This window comes from Hymenobacter siberiensis (assembly GCF_018967865.2).
Taxonomy (GTDB): Bacteria; Bacteroidota; Bacteroidia; order Cytophagales; family Hymenobacteraceae; genus Hymenobacter; species Hymenobacter siberiensis.
Map to the genome: position 1 here is coordinate 3,121,863 of NZ_JAHLZY020000001.1, position 23,317 is coordinate 3,145,179.

At 61.7% G+C, this 23,317-nt stretch carries 24 protein-coding genes; 9 read left to right on the plus strand and 15 right to left on the minus strand.

What is annotated here, in order from left to right; all coding sequences use genetic code 11:
• Positions 1-3: 3 nt before the first annotated feature.
• From KQ659_RS13910 to KQ659_RS13935, 6 genes are all read right to left on the minus strand, one after another.
• On the minus strand, positions 4-1,308 hold the full coding sequence (locus KQ659_RS13910; RefSeq protein WP_216680502.1) for a PP2C family protein-serine/threonine phosphatase: 1,305 nt from the start codon (positions 1,306-1,308) through the stop codon (positions 4-6).
• Positions 1,309-1,427: 119 nt separating this feature from the next.
• Positions 1,428-2,621 carry an ABC transporter permease gene (locus KQ659_RS13915; RefSeq protein ID WP_226915512.1) on the minus strand — a complete coding sequence of 398 codons (1,194 nt, stop codon included), beginning with the start codon at positions 2,619-2,621 and terminating at the stop codon, positions 1,428-1,430.
• Positions 2,622-2,623: 2 nt separating this feature from the next.
• Positions 2,624-2,881 carry a hypothetical protein gene (locus KQ659_RS13920; protein WP_168673500.1) on the minus strand — a complete coding sequence of 86 codons (258 nt, stop codon included), beginning with the start codon at positions 2,879-2,881 and terminating at the stop codon, positions 2,624-2,626.
• A gap of 78 nt (positions 2,882-2,959) precedes the next feature.
• Positions 2,960-3,664: a hypothetical protein gene (locus KQ659_RS13925; RefSeq protein ID WP_216680501.1), complete on the minus strand. Its 705-nt coding sequence runs from the start codon at positions 3,662-3,664 to the stop codon at positions 2,960-2,962.
• Positions 3,665-3,910: 246 nt separating this feature from the next.
• The gene (locus tag KQ659_RS13930; RefSeq protein ID WP_216686333.1) at positions 3,911-4,963 is read right to left on the minus strand and encodes a glycosyltransferase; all 1,053 of its coding nucleotides are present in this window, start codon (positions 4,961-4,963) and stop codon (positions 3,911-3,913) included.
• Between the two features lie 203 nt (positions 4,964-5,166).
• A complete protein-coding gene (locus KQ659_RS13935) occupies positions 5,167-6,390 on the minus strand; it encodes a lysylphosphatidylglycerol synthase transmembrane domain-containing protein (RefSeq protein ID WP_226930127.1) in 1,224 nt (407 codons plus the stop codon).
• Between KQ659_RS13935 and ruvC the strand changes: the two genes are divergently transcribed.
• Entirely contained in the window at positions 6,271-6,909 is a 639-nt protein-coding gene (gene ruvC / locus KQ659_RS13940) for a crossover junction endodeoxyribonuclease RuvC (RefSeq protein ID WP_216688382.1), read from the plus strand. The two genes, KQ659_RS13935 and ruvC, sit on opposite strands and share 120 nt — an antisense overlap.
• A 104-nt stretch (positions 6,910-7,013) precedes the next feature.
• On the opposite strand, the gene KQ659_RS13945 is transcribed toward ruvC, so the two are convergent.
• The 4 genes from KQ659_RS13945 to KQ659_RS13960 form a co-directional block, all read right to left on the minus strand.
• Positions 7,014-7,442 carry a hypothetical protein gene (locus tag KQ659_RS13945; RefSeq protein ID WP_216688381.1) on the minus strand — a complete coding sequence of 143 codons (429 nt, stop codon included), beginning with the start codon at positions 7,440-7,442 and terminating at the stop codon, positions 7,014-7,016.
• 217 nt (positions 7,443-7,659) lie between these two features.
• A complete protein-coding gene (locus tag KQ659_RS13950) occupies positions 7,660-8,079 on the minus strand; it encodes a transposase family protein (RefSeq protein ID WP_216680677.1) in 420 nt (139 codons plus the stop codon).
• Positions 8,067-8,558: a transposase family protein gene (locus KQ659_RS13955; RefSeq protein WP_216680531.1), complete on the minus strand. Its 492-nt coding sequence runs from the start codon at positions 8,556-8,558 to the stop codon at positions 8,067-8,069. Before KQ659_RS13955 ends, KQ659_RS13950 begins: the two co-directional genes overlap by 13 nt.
• A gap of 158 nt (positions 8,559-8,716) precedes the next feature.
• A complete protein-coding gene (locus KQ659_RS13960) occupies positions 8,717-9,520 on the minus strand; it encodes a PhzF family phenazine biosynthesis protein (protein WP_216688380.1) in 804 nt (267 codons plus the stop codon).
• Between the two features lie 212 nt (positions 9,521-9,732).
• On the opposite strand from KQ659_RS13960, the gene KQ659_RS13965 reads away from it, so the two are divergent.
• Positions 9,733-10,305, plus strand: coding sequence for an RNA polymerase sigma factor (locus tag KQ659_RS13965; protein ID WP_216688379.1), 573 nt, complete (start codon positions 9,733-9,735; stop codon positions 10,303-10,305).
• 968 nt (positions 10,306-11,273) lie between these two features.
• Positions 11,274-12,137 carry an outer membrane beta-barrel protein gene (locus KQ659_RS13970; protein WP_216688378.1) on the plus strand — a complete coding sequence of 288 codons (864 nt, stop codon included), beginning with the start codon at positions 11,274-11,276 and terminating at the stop codon, positions 12,135-12,137.
• Positions 12,138-12,154: 17 nt separating this feature from the next.
• Here the strand turns inward: KQ659_RS13970 and KQ659_RS13975 are convergent, their stop codons facing one another.
• From KQ659_RS13975 to KQ659_RS13985, 3 genes are read right to left on the minus strand one after another with little or no spacing between them, the layout of a single operon-like run.
• Positions 12,155-12,790: an amidohydrolase family protein gene (locus KQ659_RS13975; protein ID WP_216688377.1), complete on the minus strand. Its 636-nt coding sequence runs from the start codon at positions 12,788-12,790 to the stop codon at positions 12,155-12,157.
• Positions 12,791-12,818: 28 nt separating this feature from the next.
• Positions 12,819-13,022: a hypothetical protein gene (locus KQ659_RS13980; RefSeq protein ID WP_216688376.1), complete on the minus strand. Its 204-nt coding sequence runs from the start codon at positions 13,020-13,022 to the stop codon at positions 12,819-12,821.
• A 50-nt stretch (positions 13,023-13,072) separates the two neighbouring features.
• The gene (locus tag KQ659_RS13985) at positions 13,073-13,330 is read right to left on the minus strand and encodes a hypothetical protein (protein WP_216680494.1); all 258 of its coding nucleotides are present in this window, start codon (positions 13,328-13,330) and stop codon (positions 13,073-13,075) included.
• A gap of 140 nt (positions 13,331-13,470) precedes the next feature.
• Here KQ659_RS13985 and KQ659_RS13990 point away from each other — a divergent pair, with 140 nt between their 5' ends.
• Positions 13,471-14,826 carry a YfcC family protein gene (locus KQ659_RS13990; RefSeq protein WP_216680493.1) on the plus strand — a complete coding sequence of 452 codons (1,356 nt, stop codon included), beginning with the start codon at positions 13,471-13,473 and terminating at the stop codon, positions 14,824-14,826.
• 81 nt (positions 14,827-14,907) lie between these two features.
• On the opposite strand, the gene KQ659_RS13995 is transcribed toward KQ659_RS13990, so the two are convergent.
• A complete protein-coding gene (locus KQ659_RS13995; protein WP_216680492.1) occupies positions 14,908-15,318 on the minus strand; it encodes a DUF6960 family protein in 411 nt (136 codons plus the stop codon).
• A gap of 208 nt (positions 15,319-15,526) precedes the next feature.
• On the opposite strand from KQ659_RS13995, the gene KQ659_RS14000 reads away from it, so the two are divergent.
• The 4 genes from KQ659_RS14000 (at position 15,527) to KQ659_RS14015 (ending at position 20,604) form a co-directional block, all read left to right on the plus strand.
• Entirely contained in the window at positions 15,527-17,419 is a 1,893-nt protein-coding gene (locus KQ659_RS14000) for an alpha-amylase family glycosyl hydrolase (RefSeq protein WP_226915511.1), read from the plus strand.
• An 87-nt stretch (positions 17,420-17,506) separates the two neighbouring features.
• Entirely contained in the window at positions 17,507-18,403 is an 897-nt protein-coding gene (locus tag KQ659_RS14005; RefSeq protein WP_216680491.1) for a YitT family protein, read from the plus strand.
• A gap of 162 nt (positions 18,404-18,565) precedes the next feature.
• Complete coding sequence (locus KQ659_RS14010; protein WP_216680490.1) at positions 18,566-19,918, plus strand: carboxylesterase family protein; 1,353 nt, start codon at positions 18,566-18,568, stop codon at positions 19,916-19,918.
• A 119-nt stretch (positions 19,919-20,037) separates the two neighbouring features.
• Complete coding sequence (locus KQ659_RS14015; protein ID WP_216680489.1) at positions 20,038-20,604, plus strand: hypothetical protein; 567 nt, start codon at positions 20,038-20,040, stop codon at positions 20,602-20,604.
• A gap of 52 nt (positions 20,605-20,656) precedes the next feature.
• Here the strand turns inward: KQ659_RS14015 and KQ659_RS14020 are convergent, their stop codons facing one another.
• A complete protein-coding gene (locus KQ659_RS14020) occupies positions 20,657-21,286 on the minus strand; it encodes a nitroreductase family protein (protein WP_216680488.1) in 630 nt (209 codons plus the stop codon).
• A 191-nt stretch (positions 21,287-21,477) separates the two neighbouring features.
• Here KQ659_RS14020 and KQ659_RS14025 point away from each other — a divergent pair, with 191 nt between their 5' ends.
• Entirely contained in the window at positions 21,478-23,316 is a 1,839-nt protein-coding gene (locus KQ659_RS14025; RefSeq protein ID WP_216688375.1) for a glycosyltransferase, read from the plus strand.
• Position 23,317 lies beyond the last annotated feature (1 nt).

Here is a 23,317-nt window from a genome sequence, read left to right on the forward strand (position 1 = left end):
TGACTACTTAAACCGGCAGCTCAGTATGGTCACGTCATCGGCGAAGTGCGAGCCGCGCGAGCTGTAGGCGTCGATGCTGCGCAGCATTTCCTGGTGCAGCCTGGGCAGCGGCAGGTAGCGGCTGCGGTGCAGCACGGCCAGCACGCCCTCTTCGCCAAACTCGTTGCCGTCGGCGTCGAACACTTCGGTGAGGCCATCGGTGTAGAGCAGCAGCAGCGATTGGTGCGGGATTTCGATTTCGCCCACCCGCATCAGCGGCAGTTCCTCCATAATGCCCAGCATCACGGTGCCATCCTTGAGCGTGGTCACGGTGCCGTTGTCGGCCAGCAGCAGGGGGTCGTTGTGGCCGGCATTCACGAATTGCAGGCGGCGGGTGCGGCGGTTATAAATGCCCAGAAAGGCCGTAATAAATTTCTCGCCGCCCGAATTCCGAAACAGCAAGTGGTTGAGCTCGGGCACGATGGTAGCCAGCGGCACGCCCTGGCGCAGCAGCGTGCGCAGCCCGGCCTGGAAGTTCGACATGAGCAGCGACGCGGGCACGCCCTTGCCGCTCACGTCGGCCACGCACAGCAGCAGGCGGTCGACGTCGATTTCGACTACGTCGTAATAATCGCCCCCGATTTCGGTGTGCGGCACATAGCTGCGCTCAATGGCCAGGTCGGCATCGTTGGGCAGCTGGCGCGGGAAGAGCATGGCCTGCACCTCCTGGGCAATCTCGATTTCCTTGCGCACGGCGGCATCGGCCACGCGCTGGGCCTGCAGGCGGCGGTTTTCCACGGCCCCCATCAGCGTATTGGCCAGCGAGGTGAGGAAGGGAATGAGTTGCTGACGGTCGAAGTCGGTGCGCAGGCCCCCTACGAATACGTAGGCCACCACCTGGCGCTGCCGCAGAATGGGCAGCACCAACTCGTATTTTTCCCAGGCCGGCCCCAGTAGCAGGTCTTCCACGGCTTGCGGCTCTTTTACTTCGCCGCCGAGCAAGGCGGGTGAGAGCGTCAGCTTTTCGGCCATGGCCAAGTCGCAGCCCAGTGCTAGGCGGGCGCGAAAATGGTCGTCCTCGCGGGCAAACAGCACCAGCTGCACCACGTTGCGCTGGCCCTGCAGAGTGAGGCGCAGCATGTGGTACAGCTCATCCACAGAGTGGTCGCGGGCCGTCATGTCGTAGGCCACGCCCAGTACCGTATCCAACTCGAACTGTTTGAGTTGCAGCTGGCGACGCAGCTGCTTGAGCTGCTCATCGTGCGTGGCGAGTTGGGCGGCGGAGTCAGCCGGTGGTTCGGGGGAAGAATTGGGAGCGACAGCAGGCATACGGCAAGGTAAGCAATGCGCCGGAAATCCGAACGCGGGACCACAAAATTACAGCGGTTACGCAGTTGGTTTCCGGTTGCTGGTTTCTCGCTGCTGGTTAAGTATCAGAAACCAGAAATTCACACCGCAACGGGCGTTTTGGGGTCGTAGGCATCGCGCAGGCCGTTGCCGAGCAGGTTGAAGCTGAGCACAAGCAACGAAATGGCCGCGCCGGGCAGCAGCGTGAGCCACACGCCGGCCTCAGTTCCCAGCAAATCGTAGCCTTCCTTCACCATCAGGCCCCAGCTGGGCGCGGGCGGCTGCACCCCCAGGCCCAGGAAGCTCAGGCCCGCCTCAAGCAGAATAGCCGAAGCGAAGTTACTGGTGGCCAGCACAATGAGCGGGCCGCGCATATTGGGCAGCAGGTGCCGCGCAATGAGGCGCGACGTGGGTAGGCCCAGCACCCGCCCGGCCTCAACGAAGGTGGACGAGCGCAGGCTCAGCATCTGGCCGCGCACCACGCGGGCCACGTCCACCCACATCGTCAGGCCCACGGCTACAAAGCTGACCCACACGCCTTTGCTGTCGAGCGCCAGCGAAATAGCAATGACCAGCATGATGCCGGGAATGCTCCACACCACGGTCATCACTCCCAATAAAAGGGAATCGACCCAACCGCCGAAGTAGCCGGCCACCGCGCCCACGGCCATGCCCAGCACCACCGAAATAAGCACCGCTACCAGCCCGATACCCAGCGAAATGCGCGTGCCCAGCAGCAGCCGGCTCAGCTCGTCGCGCCCGGCTTTGTCGGTGCCCAGGGCATAGGTACGCGTAGTGAGGTGGCGGGCTTTGACTTCGCGCTGCAATTCGGCCGCAGGGCCAGCGTGGCCCACCACGGCCGCCAGCGCCAGCCGCCGCTGCCGGCCCGCCTCGGCCGAATGCTCGCCCAGCGGTTTCAACACAATGGAATCGCCGGCAAACCGGTAGCCACCGATGGGGGTTTCCTGGACTTCGGGCTCGCGGCCGCGCAGCCAGGTACTGAAAATGTTAGCCGGGGCCAGGCCGGTGCGCGACGAGTCGGGCAGGGGCTGGCGTAGCAGCAGCACCTGCAGGCCGGGCGGCTCCTTCTGAATCTGCACAAAGCCGTGGTTGGCGTTGGGCGAGTTGTCGGGCAGTACCCAGTAGCCTAGCAGCGCCACCAGCGTGCACAGGGCAATAAAGGCCAGCCCGGCCACGGCGGGGCGGTTTTGCCACAGGCGTTGGCGCACGTAGTAGCCGGGCGGCCGGGCGGCGGCGGCCGTAGTGGGGGGCGCGGCCGTAACTGCCGTGGCCACCGCTAGCGGGTGTTGTGTTGCAGCAGGCCTTCCTTGGAAGCCAGGTAGGCCGCGTCGCGGGCAATGGCGCCGAAGGACGTGGTTTCGTAGGCCAGCTCGGTATCGGGGTCGGGCCAATAGCTGCGGATGAGACCCTGCTCGAGCAAGGTGCGGAGCTGGTCTTCGAGCTCATTAGCGGGCAGGCCGGTTTTCTGGAGCAGCGTGCGAAATGGGGTGACGAAGTACAGTTCGTCGAGCAGGTCAAATTCGGGGTCAGTCACGGGAGGAGAAACGGCAGGCTGGGATTTGGGCAAATGTAAGCCCGGCAGGTGGCATTACTCCGAAGCCACTACCGACGGTCAGGGCGTTGGTTTCGCCAGCGAGTCGGCGTAGTTAACCAGAAAGGATAATTCCCGGTCGTTGGACAGGTTCAGCCCATTTTCCCGGACGTAAGCGCGCAGCTGCGGCTCCATGGCGGGGAAATGCTTGAACACGTCCTGAGGCTTCCGCAACGGAACCACCGCGCCGGCAACCGTCGCCAGGTACAGCGTAATAATGGTAGCACCGGGGAAGAAGGTTATCATGGACGGAGTTTGGGTCGCGAGTCCATTTGAACCAGGGAAATCCCCCCGCAATGATTCCTGATATCCCACCGCCCGCTCGCGCCGCAACAGTACTGCGCCTGGCCCACGACTGAGCTGTTCGTAAAATCCCCAGGCAACCGGCGAAGTCGATTTGGTAGCCGGTAGGGGAAACACCCGGAAGATGCGCTGCAAGGCAAGGTAAGTATCGCCCGCCCGCTGCTGGTCGGGGGCATCTTTAGCGGCAAACCCGCGCACCAGCCGCGCCGGGAGCGTGTAGGTGCTGTCGTTGGCACTCTTGAGAGCAAGTATCTCCCTTTCAGGGTACAGCATCAGCGTCCCAGTCAGGATGGTACCCGTTGTGAGCACGACGGCGGCCTCAGTAAAGAATTTTACGTCTGTAGTGACCGCATCCTTGGTGACAGCATCCTGCGCGTGGCTGGCCCGGCAAATACCAACGGAAAGCGCTACGCCGATAAACACACTTGTTCTCAATAGGGAGCAATTTACGATAATCTGCAGCGCTGGTTTACAGCAGCATCCAGCTTGCTTTTAGAAGTGTCGCAACCGCGACCAGTTTCGGCTGCAAGCACAGGAAAGGTCGAAACCAACCGAACTGAACCGCATAACACGTTGGGCTTAGGTGGAATATATGTGCGGCAAATTTACCTTTCAAGTCTCCTGGACAGTATTTTTTGCCCCTGATTTTCCGGCCCCACCCGCCCGCTCCTACTGCACTACCCGGCCCTTCCACTCGTAGCCGCCGCGCCAGCCGGCCGCCCCCACCGCCAGCGCATACGGCGCATACAGCAACTGCAGCGGCAACAGTCCCCACAGCCACTTGCGCCGCCCGAAAAACCCTAGCACCGGGCTCAGAAACCACGCATCGGCCCCCAGCTTGATGACCCAGGCCGCCGCCACCCAAGGCCAGAGGCCGGGCCATTTCAGCAGGGCTACGGCTCCGGCGGCCAGTGCCACATTGGCCCCCAGCACCAGCAGGGCCAGGTTGCGTGAAGCCGCGCTTTGGTAATGCCGCCACTTGCTGGCCCAGCGCACCCGCTGCCGCAGCAGCGCCCGCAGCGTATCGGGCGCGGCCGTGCGGACGGTGGCCGCCGCATCGGTCAGGAAATAGGCCGTGCCGGGAAAGGTCGCGTGGATTTTATGGAGCAGAAACTCGTCGTCGCCGCTGGCCAGGTGGGCATTATCGGCAAAGCCGCCCACGGCCTCGAAGGCGGCGCGGCGGTAGGCCAGATTGGCCCCGTTGCACATGGTGGGAGCCTGGCGGGCCAGGCAGGCCGCGCCCACCCCCACCAGGCCGGCAAACTCCAGCCCCATGAGCGTCATAAAAAGCGAATCCGGCCCCGTGAGCAGCACCGGGCCGCTGATGAAATTAGCCTGCGGCTGCCGGTGCAGCAGGGCCGCGTAGGCCGCCAGCCAGCCGGGGCCGAGGCGGCAGTCGGCATCGGTGCACACCAGCCAGGGGGCACGGGCAGCGTGCAAGGCCGTGAGCAGGGCGGCTTTTTTACCGGTTTGGGCAGGGGGCAGCTCGATTAGGCGCAGGTGAAAACCAGTTTTCTGCGCGGCGGCCGTTACCAGCGCGGCGGTAGCATCGGTGGAATGGTCGTCGGCGATGAGGACTTCGAATTGCGAAGCTGGCAGGGTTTGGGCGGCGAGGTCGCGCAGGAGCTGAGGGAGGTTGGCGGCTTCGTTGCGGGCAGCGATGAGGACGGAGAAGTGCGGCACCTCACCCCTGCCGGGCACGGCCCCTAGCCCCCTCTCCAAAAAAGAGGGGGGACTAGTTTCTAGTATTGTCTCTGGCTGGTTTTGTGCTGAAATTCCGAGCCTAAAATCAGCGCCAGAACTAGCTCCCCCCTCTTTTTTGGAGAGGGGGGCTGGGGGGGTGAGGTGACATTGCCACCCGCCGCGCAGCCACCCCATCACCCCCGCGTACAGCAGCGGCAGCGCCAAAAGCAACAGCCCTGCCATCATTTCCCGGCGCGCTTCTCACGCAGCACGCGCAGCCCCGGCACCAGCAGCAGGCCGGCCGCGCTGGGCAATGCAATATTGATAACCCACAAACTCAGACTCGCGCTCAGCACCGGCAATGCTGGCTGCCCAAGTAGCCCAAACAGGTGCGTGGCCGAAAGCTCCCGCACGCCCACATCGGCCAGGGCATTGAGCGAGGGCACCAGCGACTTCAAAAAGAACGTACCCGCCACGGCAGCCAGCCCTGGCCCCAGCGGCCCGCCCACGCCGTAGGCCGTCAGCAGCAGCATAAACTGCGCGCAGAATACCGCGTAGCGCAGCCCCGAAATGGCCAGTACCGCGTGTAGCGCCCGCGCCGGATAGGTGGGCATAATGGCCAGCGCCGGCCGGAACCGCCGCAGCGGCCGCCACACGCCCAGCGCCGCCAGCAGCAGCCGCGACCGGTACAGCGGCACCAGCACCAGCCCGCTCAGCAGCAGCGCCGAAGTCGCCACGCCCACTCCGGCCGCCGGGTAGCCCTTCAGGTAAAACTTCAGCAGGAAATAAAGCAGGCCCGCCACGCCGGCCAGCACGGTGGCCACCAATTGGCAGTAGCGCCCCAGAAAAACCGCCCCCAGCGCACTCACGCGGCGGCTTTTGAGCTCGATGATGCGGCCGGCGTAGTCGCCCACGCGGTTGGGAGTGGCAAAGCCCAGCGTGAGGCCCACCAGCACCGCCCGGAAACTGCGCCCGAACGTGACGGGCTCCAGGTGCCGGGCCAGGCGGTACCACTTCCAGGCCTCCAGGCCCCAGTTGGCGGGCACCAGGGCCAGGGCGAGCAGTACCGGCCCGCGTCCGGCCCCGCTGAGCGTGGTGCTGAGCAGGTGCCGCCAGGCCGCCGCCGTATCGGGCGCGGCAAAGATGGAGTGGTACAGCAGGCCCAGCGTAAGCAGCGTGACCCCGATTTTACCCCAGAATACGATTCGACGCCACTGCCGCGCCCGGCGGTTCTCGGGTTCCGGCGGAGACGGGCGCGAGCCGGTATGCGCCGCCGAAGAACCGGCCGCCGATGAAACATCAGTTTCTGACGCACTGGCCTTGCCGGGGTCGTAACTTTGGGCCAGATGCCTGCCCCCCTTCGCCCCCGCCCCGCTCCCGCCGTCGAGCTGCTGCCCAAAATCATTATGGGCGTCGACCCCGGCACCCAGATTATGGGCTACGCCCTGATTGAGGTGCGCGGCCAGCGCGTGGACGTGCTGTGCTACGACGTTATCAATATGAAGGCCCTGGGCTCGAATCACGCCGTAAAGCTAAAGCGGATTTTCGACCGCATGCTGGAACTCATCGACGAGTACCTGCCCGATGAGCTGGCCATCGAGGCCCCGTTTTTCGGCGTGAACGTGCAGAGTATGCTCAAGCTGGGCCGGGCGCAGGGCGTGGCCATCGCAGCTGCTCTCTCGCGCCAGATTCCCTACGTGGAGTACGCACCCACCAAGGTGAAGCAGTCCGTGACGGGCTCGGGCAACTCCACTAAGGAGCAGGTGGCCCACATGCTGCGCCAGACCCTGAAGCTGCCGCCCATTGCCGAAGCCAGCACCTTTCTGGACGCGACCGATGCCCTGGCCGTGGCCCTGTGCCACCATTACCAGAAAGGCAACAACGCCACTGTGAGCGGCGGCAAAAGCTGGGGCAAGTTTCTGGCTGAAAATCCGGAGCGGCTGGGGGCTAGCACGGGCAAGAAGAAGGCACCGGCGAAATCGTAGGCGCAGAAGGTCTTCTGTGGACAAAGTTTGCCAGATTTGGGACTTCCGAGGCTAACCTATTAGCTGCTCTAATTCATTATTTTATCCCCTTTTCGGCAAGCTAATTATGCATCCGCTTTTTTTATTTTATCTGCGATTTGTCGTCCGAGGTATTTCCTAAGCTTTGGAAATTTCCATCTGTAATACTCATTCCAATAGCTTATCATTCTGCTTTCTGTCTGTTGCCAATACTTAGGATTTTCGCTCACTATTTTCATATAGCTGGCAATTGATTTATCATTTATATGCTTGTCCAGCACCTCCAAAATTTCAAAGATATATTCACCTAGCAGCTGTAATTTAAAAGGCGCTACCCAATCCTCATTTTTATCGAAAAGCATTTCCAATCTCCTCTGTCGCAAAAAACCGTTGTGGTGTCGCAGATAAATACAGCTTAAAATTGTTCTTTGAAGCTCACTTAGTTTGTTCTCCAATTCCGTATCTGGCTCGTTGAAATAGAGTCTATAAGGGGAAACTAAAGGTTCATTATCCAATTGTATTATTAAAGAAAATGGATGGATTAAGTTGTCAACCTTATGAATTTATCCATCTATCAGTCTTACATCATTATTATTAAACGGCAAAATATTTAATACAGCTTCAACGTCACTTTTCAACACCTTAGGAAAAGCGTTAAGCAGCCTTTCCTTGTACTCTGAATAGTCTTCGCTTTTAAACCAGTTTACCATTAGACTTGTTGCGAGCTATTAATCACAGATTTAAGCTGAAATTCCACAAGCCCGCACACACTCCCAGCACGTCATTGTACAGGTTCAAATTATGCAAACGTAATCGGTCTTCCAAAATTCGATAACGTTTCAATCCGCCAATGCTATGCTCTACGGTAATTCGTTCACTTGCTTGTTTTGTATTTATTTCTCGTTGTTCATCGGTGAGTTCTTTCCCTTTCGGCTTTTTGATAGGAATAAAAACTTTCCGGCAAACGTAGTCTTTCGCGAAGCCCAAAAACCCCAGGTCCAACCGCACCTTGAACTTTTTAAACCACTCTTTATCAACTGGTAAAATGCTTTTTAGCACACTGTAGTCGTGGTGTCTTCCGCCGTAACAACGGCTGATAAAACCAATCCAGCGGATGGTCGTTGAAATAACTATCTCTTTTACGGCGTGCATTTTTTTTTACCGCTATAGTAGTCTTTTTGCATCTCTTTATTTCCTGGTCGTTGCTTGCGTTGCTCCGTTCCATCGACCAATAACGTCTCGTGTTCCTGAAAATAGGCTTCAAATTCGGCCACTGTCGTAAATTCCCGCTTTGGCGCATGCCCGGTTTGCTCCAGCGCTTCTTGGAGCACCGTAATGCCTAATTCCTGGTTGCGTTTCGCGTTGGAACCGTCCATCCCACTGACCAATCCCAACAAATCATACGTCAAGTTTGCTTTGAAGCTGAATAGGGTGAAAAGCAGTAATTCTTCTTCTGTTTTAAGGGCTACTTCATACGGCGCAAAAGCCCCACGTTCAATCATATCTGTTCCATTCAACCGAAAATACGCCTGCTTAAAATGCGCCAAAAGCTGCGCAAAACGCTCCGCCGTGAGTCCCGTGGCAGCACGCCATTTACGCGAAGTAGTGAGGTTTTTTACGGAAAAGTTCATGTTCTAAATTTAAGTACAGTTTGTCGAAAATTCCGCACTTCACTCACTTCGCAACAAGTCTATTATCTAAGTTAACTTCAGTTAAACAAATTTAGCAATTACTTTACTCCTCCTTTTTGCGCAAATCCACCACGGAATGGCACCGAAAACGGCTGAACTCAACTGCCCACGCCCACCAGCAACTCCCCCGCCGCATACGTCACCGCGTAGCCGCTGATATCAACTCTATCACCGCGCAGGCGGCACCATAAATCACCGCCGCGGGGGGAAATCTGGCGGGCGCGCAGCTCGGTTTTGCCCAGCTTTTCGGCCCAGTAGGGAATGAGGATGCTGTGGGCCGAGCCGGTGACGGGGTCCTCCGGCACGCCCACGCGGGGCGCAAAAAACCGCGATACGAAATCGACGCCATTGGAGCCGGGCGCGGTGGCGATGACGCCCACGTACTCCAGGGCCGCGATGCGGGCGAAGTTGGGGGTGAGGGCACGAACTTCGGCTTCGGAATTGAACACGGCCAGTAGGTCGCGGGCGGCCAGTACCCGCAGCGGTGTGGCTCCGAGGGCATCGGTGAGGCCCGTGGGATGCACGGGCAATTCCTGCGGCGGGCGCGAGGGAAAATCGAGGGTGAGGCGGCCGTCGGCGGCGCGGGTCACGCGCAGCGGGCCGCTCTGGCTGTGGAAGATAACCTGCGGCCCCGCGAAGCCCAGGTGCGTGAACAGAACGTGAGCCGAGGCCAACGTGGCGTGCCCGCACAGGTCGATTTCGACGGCCGGCGTGAACCAGCGCAGGTCGTACTCGCCCGGCGCATCGGGGCGGGGCACGAAGAAGGCGGTTTCGGCCAGGTGGTTTTCGGCTGCGATTTGCTGCATGAGGGCGGCGGGCAGCGGGGCTTCGAGCGGACACACGCCGGCGGGGTTGCCGGCGAAGGGCGTTTGGGCGAAGGCGTCGACGTGAAAGTAGCGCATGGCGGGTTCGGGCGAATTAGTTGGAAGGGCACGGATTTCTTTTGGCAAGAATACGGCGCGGGGCGCGTTGATGAATTGCCGGGCAGTTTTCTGGCGGCGGGCGGCTTATTTTAAAATTATTTTACAGGCCACGCAACCCCGGCCGGCGCGGGCCGGTCAGGGGGGTACAAGGCGGGCCAGTACCGCTGGCCTTCATCTTACTTTTCCACTGCATGCCGCCATCCATTACCCTGGTTGATGAGGCGCTGCCGGCCGCGTGCCGGCGGGGCGAATCGGCGGCGCAGTACCAGCTCTATCAAAAAATCTCTTACTCCCTGATGGGCGTGTGCCTGCGCTACTGCCCCAGCCGGGCAGAGGCCGAAGACGCCCTGCAAAACACGTTCGTCAAAATCTTCACCCGCCTCGACCAGTTCCGGGGGCAGGGGCCGTTCGAGGCCTGGGCGCGGCGCATTGCCGTCACCACCTCACTGCATGCCCTGGCGCAACATCGCCTGCGCCACCCCGGCCCCGCCGGCGAGGCCCTCGACGAGCTGGCCGGCGACCTGCCCACCGCCGAGCCCTCGGCCCTGGACCAGCTAGCCGCCACCGACCTGCTGGCCTTGCTGGCCACCCTGCCGCCCGGCTACCGCACGGTGCTCAACCTCTACGCCGTGGAGGGCTACTCGCACCAGGAAATCGGTGCGCTGCTGGGCATCGCCGAAGGCACTTCCAAATCGCAGCTGGCGCGGGCCCGCCGGCTGCTCGAAACTCGCCTGACGGCCCACCATCACCCCCAATTGCCATGACCGACCGCAACCCCGACGACTTGTGCGATGCCCTGCGCGACCGCCTGGCCGACTACGGCCAGGAGCCGCCGGCAGCGCTGTGGGCCGGCATTCGGGCGCAACTGCCGCCGCCGGTGGCCGCCCCGCAATTGCGGAAGCGGCGACGGCGAGCACCGATAGCGTGGCTGCTTTTGGTAACGCTGAGCCTGGTGGCCGTGGGCGCGGTCTGGCACTGGCAGCAGGCACAGCGGTTATCTATAGCTGCGAGGATAAACGGCACCGCCTCCCGCATTTTATCTTCCAACGCTTCCCGGACCAACTCGGCCAGTACCCAAAGCCCTACTGAGGTCAGCAACGCAACCGCAGTGAGCCGGCCTTTAGCGGCTCAAAATTCTTCAGCTACTCCACAAATGGCCGCTGCGAATGCAGCTAACGTGCCGGCTGGTCATGCGGCAGCCGCAACAGCAGTTTCGACCGGCGCGGTTGCTACGCAGGGCGCTGCAACGTCGGCAGCTGCCGCTACGGCAATTCCGGCGCGCGCGCCGGTTTCCGGTTCGATGGCTTCCGGTTCGATAAAACCAACTACCTCATATTCAGCAACTCACTCATCTACTACCAGTGCTACCGGGCAGGCGGCTCGGAGCTTAGCAGTGCCGGCTACCAAAGCACTTGCAGCAGCTATTGGCCAAGGCAACAAGCCGCTAACACTGGCCGCTCGCGGGCAAGCGCGGGAGTTGGGCCATCCTGTTTCCCGCAGAGCGGCGGCAACCGGTCATTCATCCGAGACGGCCCCATCGGCGGTGGGTCGGGCCGGACTGGTCCGGCGGGGTCGCAATGCGTCAACGGTCATAAGCACCCGGTCATCTCAGGCCTTGTTTGAGACGAAAAAGTCCCTGGCCCGTCACCATCATCAGCCCGCAACGGCGCTGGCAGCAGGAGGACAACCAGTCTCTGGGGAGTCACTTTTAGCGTCCTCCACACCGTCAGAAGTGGGTCAGCTTACTATCCCGGTGGCCCCCAAAATGGCCTCGACCAGCCTTGCCCAACTGGCAGAAAGCCGCCTTCGCCAGCGTACGGCCCAGGCGCAACTGCCCGCCCGGGCGGTAACTGTGCCGCAGGCCGCGTGGCCCGAACCCGTGACCCCGCAGCCAGTGGCCGTGGTGCCCGGCCCGCTGCCGCGGCCGTTTGCATCGCGCTGGGCGGTGCAGGTCGTAGCCGGCCCGGCCCTGACTTACAGAAGCCTGACTACGGCGACGAGCGCGGCCACGCAGCAATCGACCTCCCCGCCTTTTGTTTATATCTCGGCAAATAGTACGGCTACGCCGATAGCCACGCTGGAACGGGCAGCACTGGGCAGCGCGGCTCAAGTCACCGTACGGCGCACCCTGGGCGAGCACTGGAGCCTGAGCGCGGGCCTGGGCTACGCCGAATACGCCAGCGGCCTGGCGCTGCAACAGGTGCATTACACGGTATCCAACCACATGGGGCCTACCCCAGACTCTGCCACCACCAGCATTCATCGCCGCGATACTTACCGGTTTGTGACGGTGCCGGTGCGGGTGGGCTACGGTTGGACGCTCTCGGGGCGCTGGCGCGTAGGACTGCTGGCCGGGGCCGAGGCCGCCGTGTACGTGGGCGGCAGCAACACCGAGGGCAGCACCTATCATCGGGTGAGCCTTGGAGCCAGCCTGGGGGCCGAGGCCCGCTACCGCCTCGGCAGGGGGCGCTGGGAGCTTCTGGCCCAGCCCACGGCTACCTACCTGCTATCGCCCCTGACCAACTATACACCTTACTACCAGCGCCATCTGTTTGGCGGCGCGGCACTGTTGGGGGTAGCTTTCAACTTGCCGTAGTATCTCGGCGCGAGGCTTCACTGATACTGCCCGCCGATTATCACCTCGCGCACCGGGTTTTCGCCCAGCCAATACGGAATTTCGACCACGCTGCCCACATTCAGCACCAGCACGTCGGCGCGCTTACCAGGGGCCAGACTGCCGCAGTCGGCGGCGAGGCCAAGGGCCCAGGCGGCGTTGAGGGTGGCGGCGGCCACGGCTTCTTTGGGCGTGAAACCCATTTTAAGACAGGCGATGGATAGCGCCAGCCAGAGGTTTTTGCTGGGGCACGAGCCGGGGTTGAAATCGGTACTCAGGACCACGGGCAGACCGTTGTCGATGAACTCGCGGCCGGGCACATATTTTTCCTGGCGCAGGAACAGCGGCACCAGCGGCAGCAGCACGGCCACGGTTTGCCCCTGGGTTTGCTGCGCAATGCAGGCAGCGGCGGCGGGCGTGAGGTAGTCGCAATGGTCCACGCTGATGGCGCCCAACGCGGCGGCCATCTCGCAGCCGCCCAGGTCGTGCAGCTGCTCGGCGTGGATTTTCCGGCCGAAGCCCATGTGGCGGGCCTGCTCCAGGTAATAGCGCGATGCATCGAATGGCCAGATGGCAGCTTTCGAGCACCTTTTGGGGATGAAACGGGAATACCGGATAGGCTCCCTGCTCGTCATACAACACCAGCGGCATGGGCAGCGAGCCCTACTCCCAGAGCAGCAGCGGCTTCTTCAGCTGCTCCTCCCCTTTTTTCGACATGAGCAGTACCTGCACGCTATCGCGGCCAAACATCACCACCAGGCGGCGGTAGCCAAACTGCTCGGGACTAAGGCGGGCGGCGGTGCTTTGGGCGAAAGCCACGCTACTTAGCCCCAGCAGCAGCAGCAGACACAAGAATAATTGGCGCATTCAGCCGCTTTTTTGCGCAGCAGCGGTAGTGCCGGGGCGGCGCAAGGACCTTACAGGCCGTGCGGCAGTTGCACCAGGCGCAGGTAGTCGCCCAGGCCGGCGGGCTTCTGGAAAACGTGGATGAAGAGGATGTGCTCGTCGCCCCGGCTGCGCCAGGTTTCGGCATAAAAGCCCTCCACGGCATAGAGCGTGAGCTCGAAGCTGTCTTCCTGGCGCTCGGCCAGGCGGGTGCCGTGCCGGGCAAGGTGCTCGGTCTGGTGGCGCTGGTGCAGAGCTTTGAAGGCGGTGATGGTCAAGATATTTAACATTTATCAATTAACATTTAACAGCTCGGCTGGTCGCCTTGCGTGGTCGTCCGGCCTATCTTGCCACCAACTACTGCCTAAAAGTAGTGGGGGTGCACGAAGTTCCGCATGCTCTAATGAACCTGTTAAATGTTAATTGATAAATGTTAAATGGATTCCGTTTCCCGCACCCGCTGGTGCTCATCGTAGGCTTTATCATTCTGGCGGCTGCGCTCAGCTACGTGCTGCCGGCCGGCGAATTCACGCGCCACCTCGATGCCGAAACCGGGCGGCAGGTGGTAGTGGCCGGCTCTTACCACACCGTGCCCGCCACCCCGGTAGGCCCGCTCGATGTGCTGGTGGACGTGCCCAAGGGCCTGGCCGACGCGGCCGCCGTGGTGTTCCTGATTTTCCTGGCCGGCGGGGCCTTCACGGTGGTGGACCAGACCGGGGCGCTGCGCTTCGGGGTCGACTGGCTGCTGCGCCGCGCCCACGGCCGCGAGGTGCTTATAATTCCGCTGGTGGGCACGCTGTTCGCCACCATGGGCGCGCTGGAAAACATGGGCGAGGAGATAATTCCGCTGGTGCCGGTGCTGCTGGTGCTCATGCGGCGGCTGGGCTACCCTGTGCTCACGGCGGTGGCGGCCAGCGTGGGAGCGGCCTTTGTGGGGGCTTCCTTCAGCCCGATAAACCCGTTTCAGGTGGGCATTGCCCAGAAGCTGGCGCAGCTGCCGCTGCTCTCGGGCGGGGCCTACCGCATGGGCTTTTTGCTGGTGGCGGTGGGGTTGTGGCTGTGGGCTACCACGCGCCACGCCGTGCGCCACCGCCAGGCCCCCGACCTCAGCCTCGATGCCAACGAAGCGGCCGCCGGCCCGGCCACTACCAGCCGCTCCGGCCTGGTGCTGCTGCTGATGCTGGCCGCGTTTGGCGTGTTTGCCTACGGCGTGGTGCAGCTGCACTGGGAGTTCGAGCAGATGGCGGCGCTGTTTCTGGGGCTGGGCATTGTGGCCGGGCTGGTGGGGGGGCGCGGCCTCACGGGCACGGCCGAGGGCTTCATCGCGGGCTTCCGCGACATTGCCTTTTCGGCCCTGCTGATTGGGTTTGCCCGGGCCATTTTCGTGGTGCTGGAGCAGGGCCACATCGTGGACACCATTGTGCACGGGCTGGCCGCACCGCTGGGCCACCTGCCCGTGGCGCTGGCCGCCCTGGGCATGATGGGCGTGCAAACCCTGTTGCACGTGCCCGTGCCCAGCGGCAGCGGGCAGGCCACGCTCACCATGCCGCTGCTGGTGCCGCTGTCCGATATTCTGGGCCTCTCGCGGCAGGTTACGGTGCTGGCGTTTCAGTACGGCGCGGGCCTGTGCGAGCTCATCACGCCCACCAACGGCACCCTCATGGCCATGCTGGCAGCCACAGGCGTGCGCTTCGAGCAGTGGATAAAGTTTGCCGCACCGCTGTGGGCGGCGCTGTTCGCGCTGGGGGCCGTGGCGGTGGTAGTGGGCATCGCGACGGGCGTGTAGCGCGGACTTTTAATCCGCTAATTATCAGTCGTCTGCAATAGCATATTCTCTGTACTCGCGGACTAAAAGTCCGCGCTACAGCTAATCCGCCCGCAGCTCGCTGGCCTGAAACACGGTTGGCAGCTTGCGCTTACGCTCCACAATCTGGTAGGTGGCAGTGTCGGTGGCCTCGTCCCAGAACACGTCGGAAATGTGGCCGAAGTGGCGGTACTGGCCGGGCTGGGGCGTGGTTTCCTCCACCGAATCGCCGAAGCTGAATTTCGGCTTGTGATAGATTTCCTTGAACAGCTCGGGGCGCACGAGGAACTGCTGCTCGTCGTAGCGAATGGTAATCCACTCGCCTTCATCGTCTTCGGCAATCTTTTCGAAGAGCTTGCCCACGGGCTCCAGCAGCTCGAAGGCGCGGCGGTTGGCGGGGTGAATGTAGCGGAAGCCGTAGTCGGGCGACCAGCCGTAGAGGCCAAAAACAACGGGTTTGGGACGGGTCTTCAAGGGGTAGTAAGGGCTGATTGTTGCGTAATAAACACGCAAAAGGCGCAATTTGCTCCGGTGAGGGGCAAATTTACGTCGGGGCCCAGACTGCGAGCGGCACTGGGGCATCTTCGGCCAAAAACCAGGCAGTTTCGTATGCTCGCCTTACCTACCGTCCAATACCGGCCGCATTTTCGGCTGCCCGGGCGGCGGGTAGTCGTTTTTACTAATGCCTAACGCTTCCGCTTCCGAACCCGCTTCCCGCGCCAAAACCGCCCCCAAAGCAACTACAAAACCGGCTCCCGCTGCCCACCCGAAAGCGGCCCCCAGCCCCACCTTGCAGCCCGGCATGGGCGCAGTGCCCCACGCCACCGGCACCACCTTCCGGGTTTGGGCTCCCAACGCTGATTCGGTGTCCGTTATCGGCACTTTTAATGACTGGCAGGGCGATGCAACCCCGCTGCAAGCCGAAGAGAATGGTTATTGGGCCACCGACGTGCCCGGTGCCAAGCCCGGCGACGAGTATAAGTTTCACCTCCTCAACAAGGGCAACCCCATCGACCACAACGACCCCTACGCCCGACAGGTCACGAATTCGGCCGGCTCATCGGTGGTGCACGACCCTGATTTTGACTGGGGCGACGACAATTTTCAGATGCCCGCCTGGAACGAGCTGGTGATTTACGAGCTGCACGTGGGGACCTTCAACGCCCCCGATGCCGAGAATGTAGGCACGTTCCTGAGCGTGCCCGAAAAGCTGCCTTATCTGCGCGATTTGGGCATTAACTGCATCGAGCTGCTGCCAGCTACCGAGTTCCCGGGCAGCCGCTCGTGCGGCTACAACCCGGCCAACCCATTTGCGCTCGAAAGCGACTACGGCGGGCCGGTGGCCTTCAAGGAAATGGTGAAGCAGGCCCACCAGCATGGCATCGCCGTGGTGCTCGACGTGGTGTATAATCACTTCGGCCCCGGCGACCTCGACCTCTGGCAGTTTGATGGCTGGAGCGAGAACGACGGCGGCGGTATTTACTTCTACAACGACTGGCGCGCCAAAACGCCCTGGGGCGACAACCGGCCCGACTACGGCCGCCCCGAGGTGCGCCAGTACATCCGCGACAACGCCCTGATGTGGCTGAACGAGTACCGCTGCGACGGCCTGCGGGCCGATGCCATCGCCTTCATCCGCAACGTGAACGGCGAGGACAACCCCGAAGAAGACCTGCCCAACGGCTGGAGCCTGATGCGCTGGATTAACGAGGAAATCGATAAGACGATGCCCTGGAACATTACCATCGCCGAGGACCTGCGCGGCAACGCCGCCATCACCGAAGCCACTACCAACGGCGGCCTGGGCTTCGACTCGCAGTGGGACGGCTCGTTTGTGTACCCCATCCGCGAGGCCCTCACCACGCCCAACGATGCCGACCGCGACATGAATGCCGTGGCCCAGGCCCTCACGCAGCTCTACAACGACAACGCTTTCCGCCGCGTCATCTACACCGAAAGCCACGACGAAGTGGCCAACGGCAAAAACCGCGTGCCCGAGGAAATCATGCCCGGGGCGGCCGACCACTGGTTCTCGAAAAAGCGCTCCAGCCTGGGCGCGGCCCTGGTGATGACGGCTCCCGGCATCCCCATGCTGTTTCAGGGCCAGGAATTCCTGGCCGACGGCTCGTTTGTCGACACCGAGCCCATTCGCTGGGAGCAGGTGGAGGAGCGTGCCGGCCTGGTGCACCTCTACCGCGACCTCATTGGCCTGCGCCGCAACCTGCACGGCACCACGCGCGGCCTGTGCGGCCAGCACACCAGGGTTTTCCACATCAACGACACCGACAAGCTGGTAGCCTTCGGCAGGCAGGCCGGCGAGGGCGGCCCCGGCGACACTACCGTGGTGCTGGCCAATTTCGCCAACCAGGCCCATGAGACCTACACCATCGGCCTGCCCGGCCCCGGCCACTGGCAGGTACGTTTCAACAGCGACTGGCAGGGCTACGATGGCGAATTTGGCGACATGGAAAGCTTCGGCATCGACGCCGAAGAAGGCGAATACGATGGTTTTGGCTGGCACGGCAGCATTGCCATCGCCTCCTACGCGGTGCTGATTCTATCGCAGGAAGGCTAGAATTCCGGTTTTGTAGAACGAAAAAAGAACGTCATGCGCAGCGGCGCATGACGTTCTTTAGTTTTTGATTGAATACGCTTCCCACCTATGAATTCAGCCCCCGCTACGCCTGCCCAGAGCATCAACTACCCCAATTCCGAACTAAAAAACGCCCTGTTCATTATTGCCGGCGTGTTTTCGGCGGCGTTTGGGCTCGAATCCTTCCTGCTGTCCAGCCGCTTTATTGATGGGGGCGTGACGGGCGTTTCCATGCTACTGGCCACTGGGTTCAAGCTGCCGCTCTCGCTGCTGATTCTGGTTATTAACCTGCCCTTTATCGCCCTGGGGTACCGGCAGCTGGGGCGGCGGTTTGCCCTGCGCAGCGCCCTGGGCATTGGCGGGCTGGCGCTGGTGCTGGCCGTGGTGCCCTTCCCCGACGTCACCCACGACCTGCTGCTCACGGCCGTGTTCGGCGGCGTATTCATCGGGGCGGGCATCGGGCTGGCCATGCGCGGCGGGGCCGTGCTCGATGGCACCGAAATCGCGGCGCTGCTCGTGAGCCGCTACGTGGTACTACTGAAAGTGAGCGACCTGATTCTGATTCTTAACGTCGTTATCTTCGGCGTGGCCGTGCTGGTGCTGGGCACCGAGCCCGCCCTGTACTCTATGCTGACCTACTTCGCCGCCGCCCGCGTGCTGGAGTTCGTGCTCAATGGCATCGAGCAGTACACCGGCGTCACCATCGTGTCGGAGCACAGCGACGCCATCCGCAAAGTCATCACCGAAAAGCTGGGCCGGGGCGTGACGATGTACCAGGGCAAATCGGGCTACGGCGCGCGCGGTGAGCAAGGCATGGAGCGCGACATCGTCTTCACCGTCGTGACCCGCCTGGAGCTGCCCGGCCTGCGCACGGCGGTGCAGGAAATCGACCCCAAAGCATTCATCGTTCAATACCGCATTGATGACGCGCAGGGCGGCATTATTAAGAAACGGGCGCTGCACTAGTGTTGTCTCTTGCAATAAGCGCAGCCGAGGCAAGGATTTGTCATTCCGACGAAGGAGGAATCTGAGGCCTGCCCCTGACGGTTTTCCCCAGATTCCTCCTTCGTCGGAATGACAAATCCTCACTCGGTCAGATTTTTACTTCTATAATACCCTACTCCCCAATTGCAATCCACCCCCACCGCGCTCCACTTTTACACCCCGGCCGGCCTCATCATCGGCCGGGCCGACGGGCCGGTGATGCGCGCCACGGGCATTCGCTACGCCCGGGCCGCGCGGTTTCAGCCGCCGACACCCGAGCCGCCCGCTACCGAACCCATCTGGGCCACGGCCCCCGCGCCGGCCTGCCCACAGCTCGCCGACCCTCGGGTAGACCAGGTGATGGGGGACTTATTTGCGGCCCTGAGCTTCGACGAAGACTGCCTGCGCCTGTCCATCACGCTGCCAGCCAACCTGCGGGCCGATGAGCGGCTATCCGTCATCGTATGGGTGCACGGCGGCTCCTACGTGTCCGGCGCGGGCGACCTAGCGATTTACGACCCCGCCACCTGGGTAACGGAGCAGCGGGTGGTGTTTGTGGCCGTCACCTATCGGCTGGGGCTGTTTGGGTTTCTGGGCACGAGCAGCACCCCAGCCAATCTCGGCCTGCTCGATTTGCTGGAAGCCCTGCGCTGGGTGCAGCGCAACATCGCCGCGTTTGGCGGCAACCCGGCGCTGGTCACTCTGCTGGGTCACTCCTCGGGGGCCGATGCCATTGCCCAGCTCATGCTGGCAGAAAAAGCTCCTGGTCTGTTTCGGCGCGTGATGCTGCACAGCGCGCCGCTGGGCCTCACCCGCAACCGCCAGCGCATGCTGCGGGCCATGAGCCGAGCCGTCGGTACGCTTGCGCCCAACGCTTCCACCACCGAAATCCTGGCCCGCGAAAGTGCCGTAATAAAAGCCGCCCGCTGGCAGGGTCTGAAAAGCGGCATGCCCTTCGGCCCGCAATACGGGGCTGCTCCGCTGCCGCCCGAAGCCGAAATTGAAGCAACCTGGGCGGCCGTGGCTCCCCATATTGATATTCTCATCGGGGCCACAGCCGAAGAAACCCGGTTTTTCGCCGTCATCGACCCCACTTTCAATTGGTTGCAACGCCTGCCGGTAGCGGGCAGCCGGCTGGTACGGCTGCTCACCAGCGTTACTTCCCGCCGCATCTACCTGGCTCCAGCCCAGGCATTTGCCGAGCATCAGGCGCGGGCGGGTGGCCGGGCTTGGCGGTTTCTGCTCACGTACCAGCCGCCCGGGAGCCCATTCGGAGCCGCGCACGTTGTTGACCTGCCGCTGCTGCTGGGTACGCAGGCCAGTTGGGCCGCCACGCCGCTACTGGGCGAGGCTAATTGGGAGGAATTTGACGCGGCCGGCCGGCAGGTACGGCAGCTGTGGGCCGACTTTGCGCGCACCGGCGTGCTGCCGGAGCGGGTGGTTATTCCGGGCGTGCTGGAAGTGGAGAAAGCTCTCTCAGGGAAGGGTATTTGCTGATGGAATAGCTTCAAGTATCATACGAAACACTACTGAAGCGCTTCTAACAGAGCGCCAATTGTTTACTTAAGCAGTCGAAACACCTCATGCGCCCACAAACTTGTTTTTCATTTGTCCTAATGAAGTTTATCATACTTGCGAGCCTGCTCTTACTACCAGAATTAGGCTTAGCTCAGAAAAAACCCTGGACACCAATAGCTGTGGACAAGCATCTCACGGTCAGCTTTCCCTCAAAGCCAGACGAAATGGACGTACCAGGTACAATGGCTGCACAAGGTGCTTCCAACGCCAATAGTCCACGAATTCAGGCCTCACGCGCTTACAGGCAGGAAGATGCCTGTGGCATGTATGTACTGGTATGTGTGCCACTGTTTGAGGACCCGCAGCTTCCAATAACGCAGTCAGCCCGCGAGAACTACTATAAAACCCGTACGATTCCCTTGTTAATCAAACATGCACGGGGGCAATTGCTGAGTCAGAAAATCGGCTCCATTGACGGCTTGGACGTTATTACCCTCAGCTACCGAGCACTTGGAGCCACCGGAAAACCAACGATAAAATTCTTCCGTCAGATAATTATGGGACGAACGATTTATCAGCTTTATTTCGTCCCTGCCGATAATATTGGTAAGAGTTGCGAAGTGCAACGGCTCAGATTCTTCAACTCCATATCCATAAAAAAGTAGTAGGGCCTTCCAGCGCACAAAGCCGGCTTTGCACGCTGGAAGGAATTCCAAACTACACCGGTGCCTGGTCGTACCGCTCGCCGGCGGGCGTGGGCCACGCGCCTTCAAACAGGAACTCGGCCAATGGCTTGCGGGCGCGGGGCGCGGTTTCCTTTTCGCTCAGCCCAGCGGGCAGGTCCGAAGCCGGGCCGGGATAGCCCAGCGTGAACACCACCACCGGCTCGAAACCCTCGGGAATGCTGAACGCGGCGCGCAGCGCATCGGGCGAAAAACCAGCCATCTGGTGGATTTGCAGGCCCAGTTCGGTAGCCTCCACGGCCAGGGTGGCGGTGGACTGGCCTACATCGTACTTAGCCCAGCCGTTGGCGTTGCCGTCGTGCGAGAAATTCAGTTTGGCTACGCCCACGGCCAGGACAGGGGCTTTTTTGGCCCAAACCTGGTTGAACTCCAGCAGACCGCCCAGGATTTTCTCAAACGCCTCGGGGCTGCTCGACTGGTTGCCCATGATGTAGCGCCAGGGCTGCTCGCCAAAGCACGAGGCAGCCGACGAAGCAGCCGTAAAAACCTGCTCCACCACTTCGGCTGACACCGCCTTATCGGAATAAGCACGGGGGCTGCGGCGCTGCGTAAGCACGGGCATGATTTCGTGTTCGAGTTTCAGAACGTTGGTGGTATCGGCCATCAGAACAGGGAAAAAATGAGGTGAAGGCGAATAACCGCCACTCTGGCGCGAAGTTTTGGACTGGCTCCAATCCTATTTTTCCCGCTTAATTTGAAAAAATGTGGCCTGCACTGCCAATTCAGCCCCAACCGGCTTACCTTTCGCCACGTTCTTTCTCCAGTTCCTCGCTCTCAAATTCCCGCTCCCCACCTATGCAGCCCACGCCCCACGCCCCCAACGCCCTGTTTCCCGATTCCCTGCTCGTTGAAGTAGCCTGGGAGGTTTGCAACCAGGTCGGCGGTATCTACACCGTTATTCGCAGCAAGGTACCGGCCACTATGCCCGTCTGGGGTGACCGGTACTGCCTGTTGGGGCCCTACTTCCCCAACATGGCCCAGGGCGAGTTTGAGCCCTACGACGAACTGATGGTGCACACCGGGGCCGACCCTTTTATGGCCGTCGTGCGCACCATGCGCGCCCAGGGCTACGATGTGCAGATTGGCACCTGGCTCGTGACGGGCCGCCCCCGGGTGGTGCTTATCAACCCATTTCAGGCCTACGACCGCCTGGGCCAGCTCAAAACCGACCTCTGGAGCCGCCACGGCATTCCGGCCCCCGACACCGACGACCTGCTCCACCAGATAATCGCCTTTGGGCACCTCACCACCGTTTTCTTTCAGCACCTGGCCGCCCAGAAGCTGGCCGAGCAGCGCCTGCTGGGCCATTTTCACGAGTGGATGACCGGCGTGGCCATCCCGGAGCTGCGCCGCCTGCAAGTGCCCGCGCACCTGCTCTTCACTACCCATGCCACGCTACTGGGCCGCTACCTGGCCATGAACGACCCCGCCTTCTACGACCACCTCATGTGGGTGAACTGGGAGGCCGAGGCCAAAAAATTCAACATCGAGCCGGCCGTGCGCATGGAGCGCGCCGCCGCCCACGGCAGCCACGTTTTCACCACTGTGAGCGAGCTAACGGTGCGCGAGTGCATCTACTTATTGGATAGAATTCCGGACGCGGTGCTGCCCAACGGCCTCAACATCGAGCGCTTCGTGGCCCTGCACGAATTCCAGAACCTGCACCAGCAGTACAAGGCCAAGATTCATGAATTCGTGATGGCCCACTTCTTCCAGTCGTACGCCTTCGACCTGGATAAGACGCTGTATTTCTTCACCTCGGGCCGCTACGAGTACCACAACAAGGGCTTCGATTTGACCCTCGAAGCCCTGGCCCGCCTCAACTACCGCCTCCAGCAAAGCGGCCTCGAAACCCAGGTGGTGATGTTTTTCATCACCAAGCGGCCCTTCACCAGCATCAACCCGCAGGTGCTGGAGCGCCGCGCCATGCTCGATGAAGTGCACGATACCTGCAAGGCCATTGAGCGGCAGGTGGGTGAGCGCCTTTTCTACGCCGCCGCCGCCAGCCAGGACCACAAGCTGCCCGAGCTCAGCACGATGGTGGACGACTACTGGCGCCTGCGCTACCGCCGCCAGCTCCAAAGCTGGAAAACCAACGCCCTGCCCCCCGTCATCACCCACAACCTGGTGAACGATGCCGACGACGACATCCTGAACTACCTGCGCCGGTCCAACCTGCTCAACCACCGCCACGACCGGGTGAAGATGGTGTACCACCCCGATTTTGTGTCGCCCGCCTCGCCCCTGCTGGGCATGGAGTACGGCCAGTTTGTGCGCGGCTGCCACATGGGCGTGTTCCCGAGCTACTACGAGCCCTGGGGCTACACCCCGCTCGAATGCGTGGCCCGCGGCGTGCCCGCCATCACCTCCGACCTCTCCGGTTTCGGCGATTACGCCCTACAAAACGTGCCCGACCCCGAATCCAAAGGCATTTTTGTAGTGCATCGCCAGGAAAAATCCTTCGATGAGTCGGCCGAGGAGCTTTGCGACATGCTCTGGCAGTTCGTGCAGCTCAACCGCCGCGACCGCATTATGCAACGCAACGCCGTGGAAAGCTCCGCCGAGCTATTCGACTGGAAAAACCTGCGCGTGCACTACGACCGGGCCTATGCCCTGGCGCTGGAGCGAAATTAAA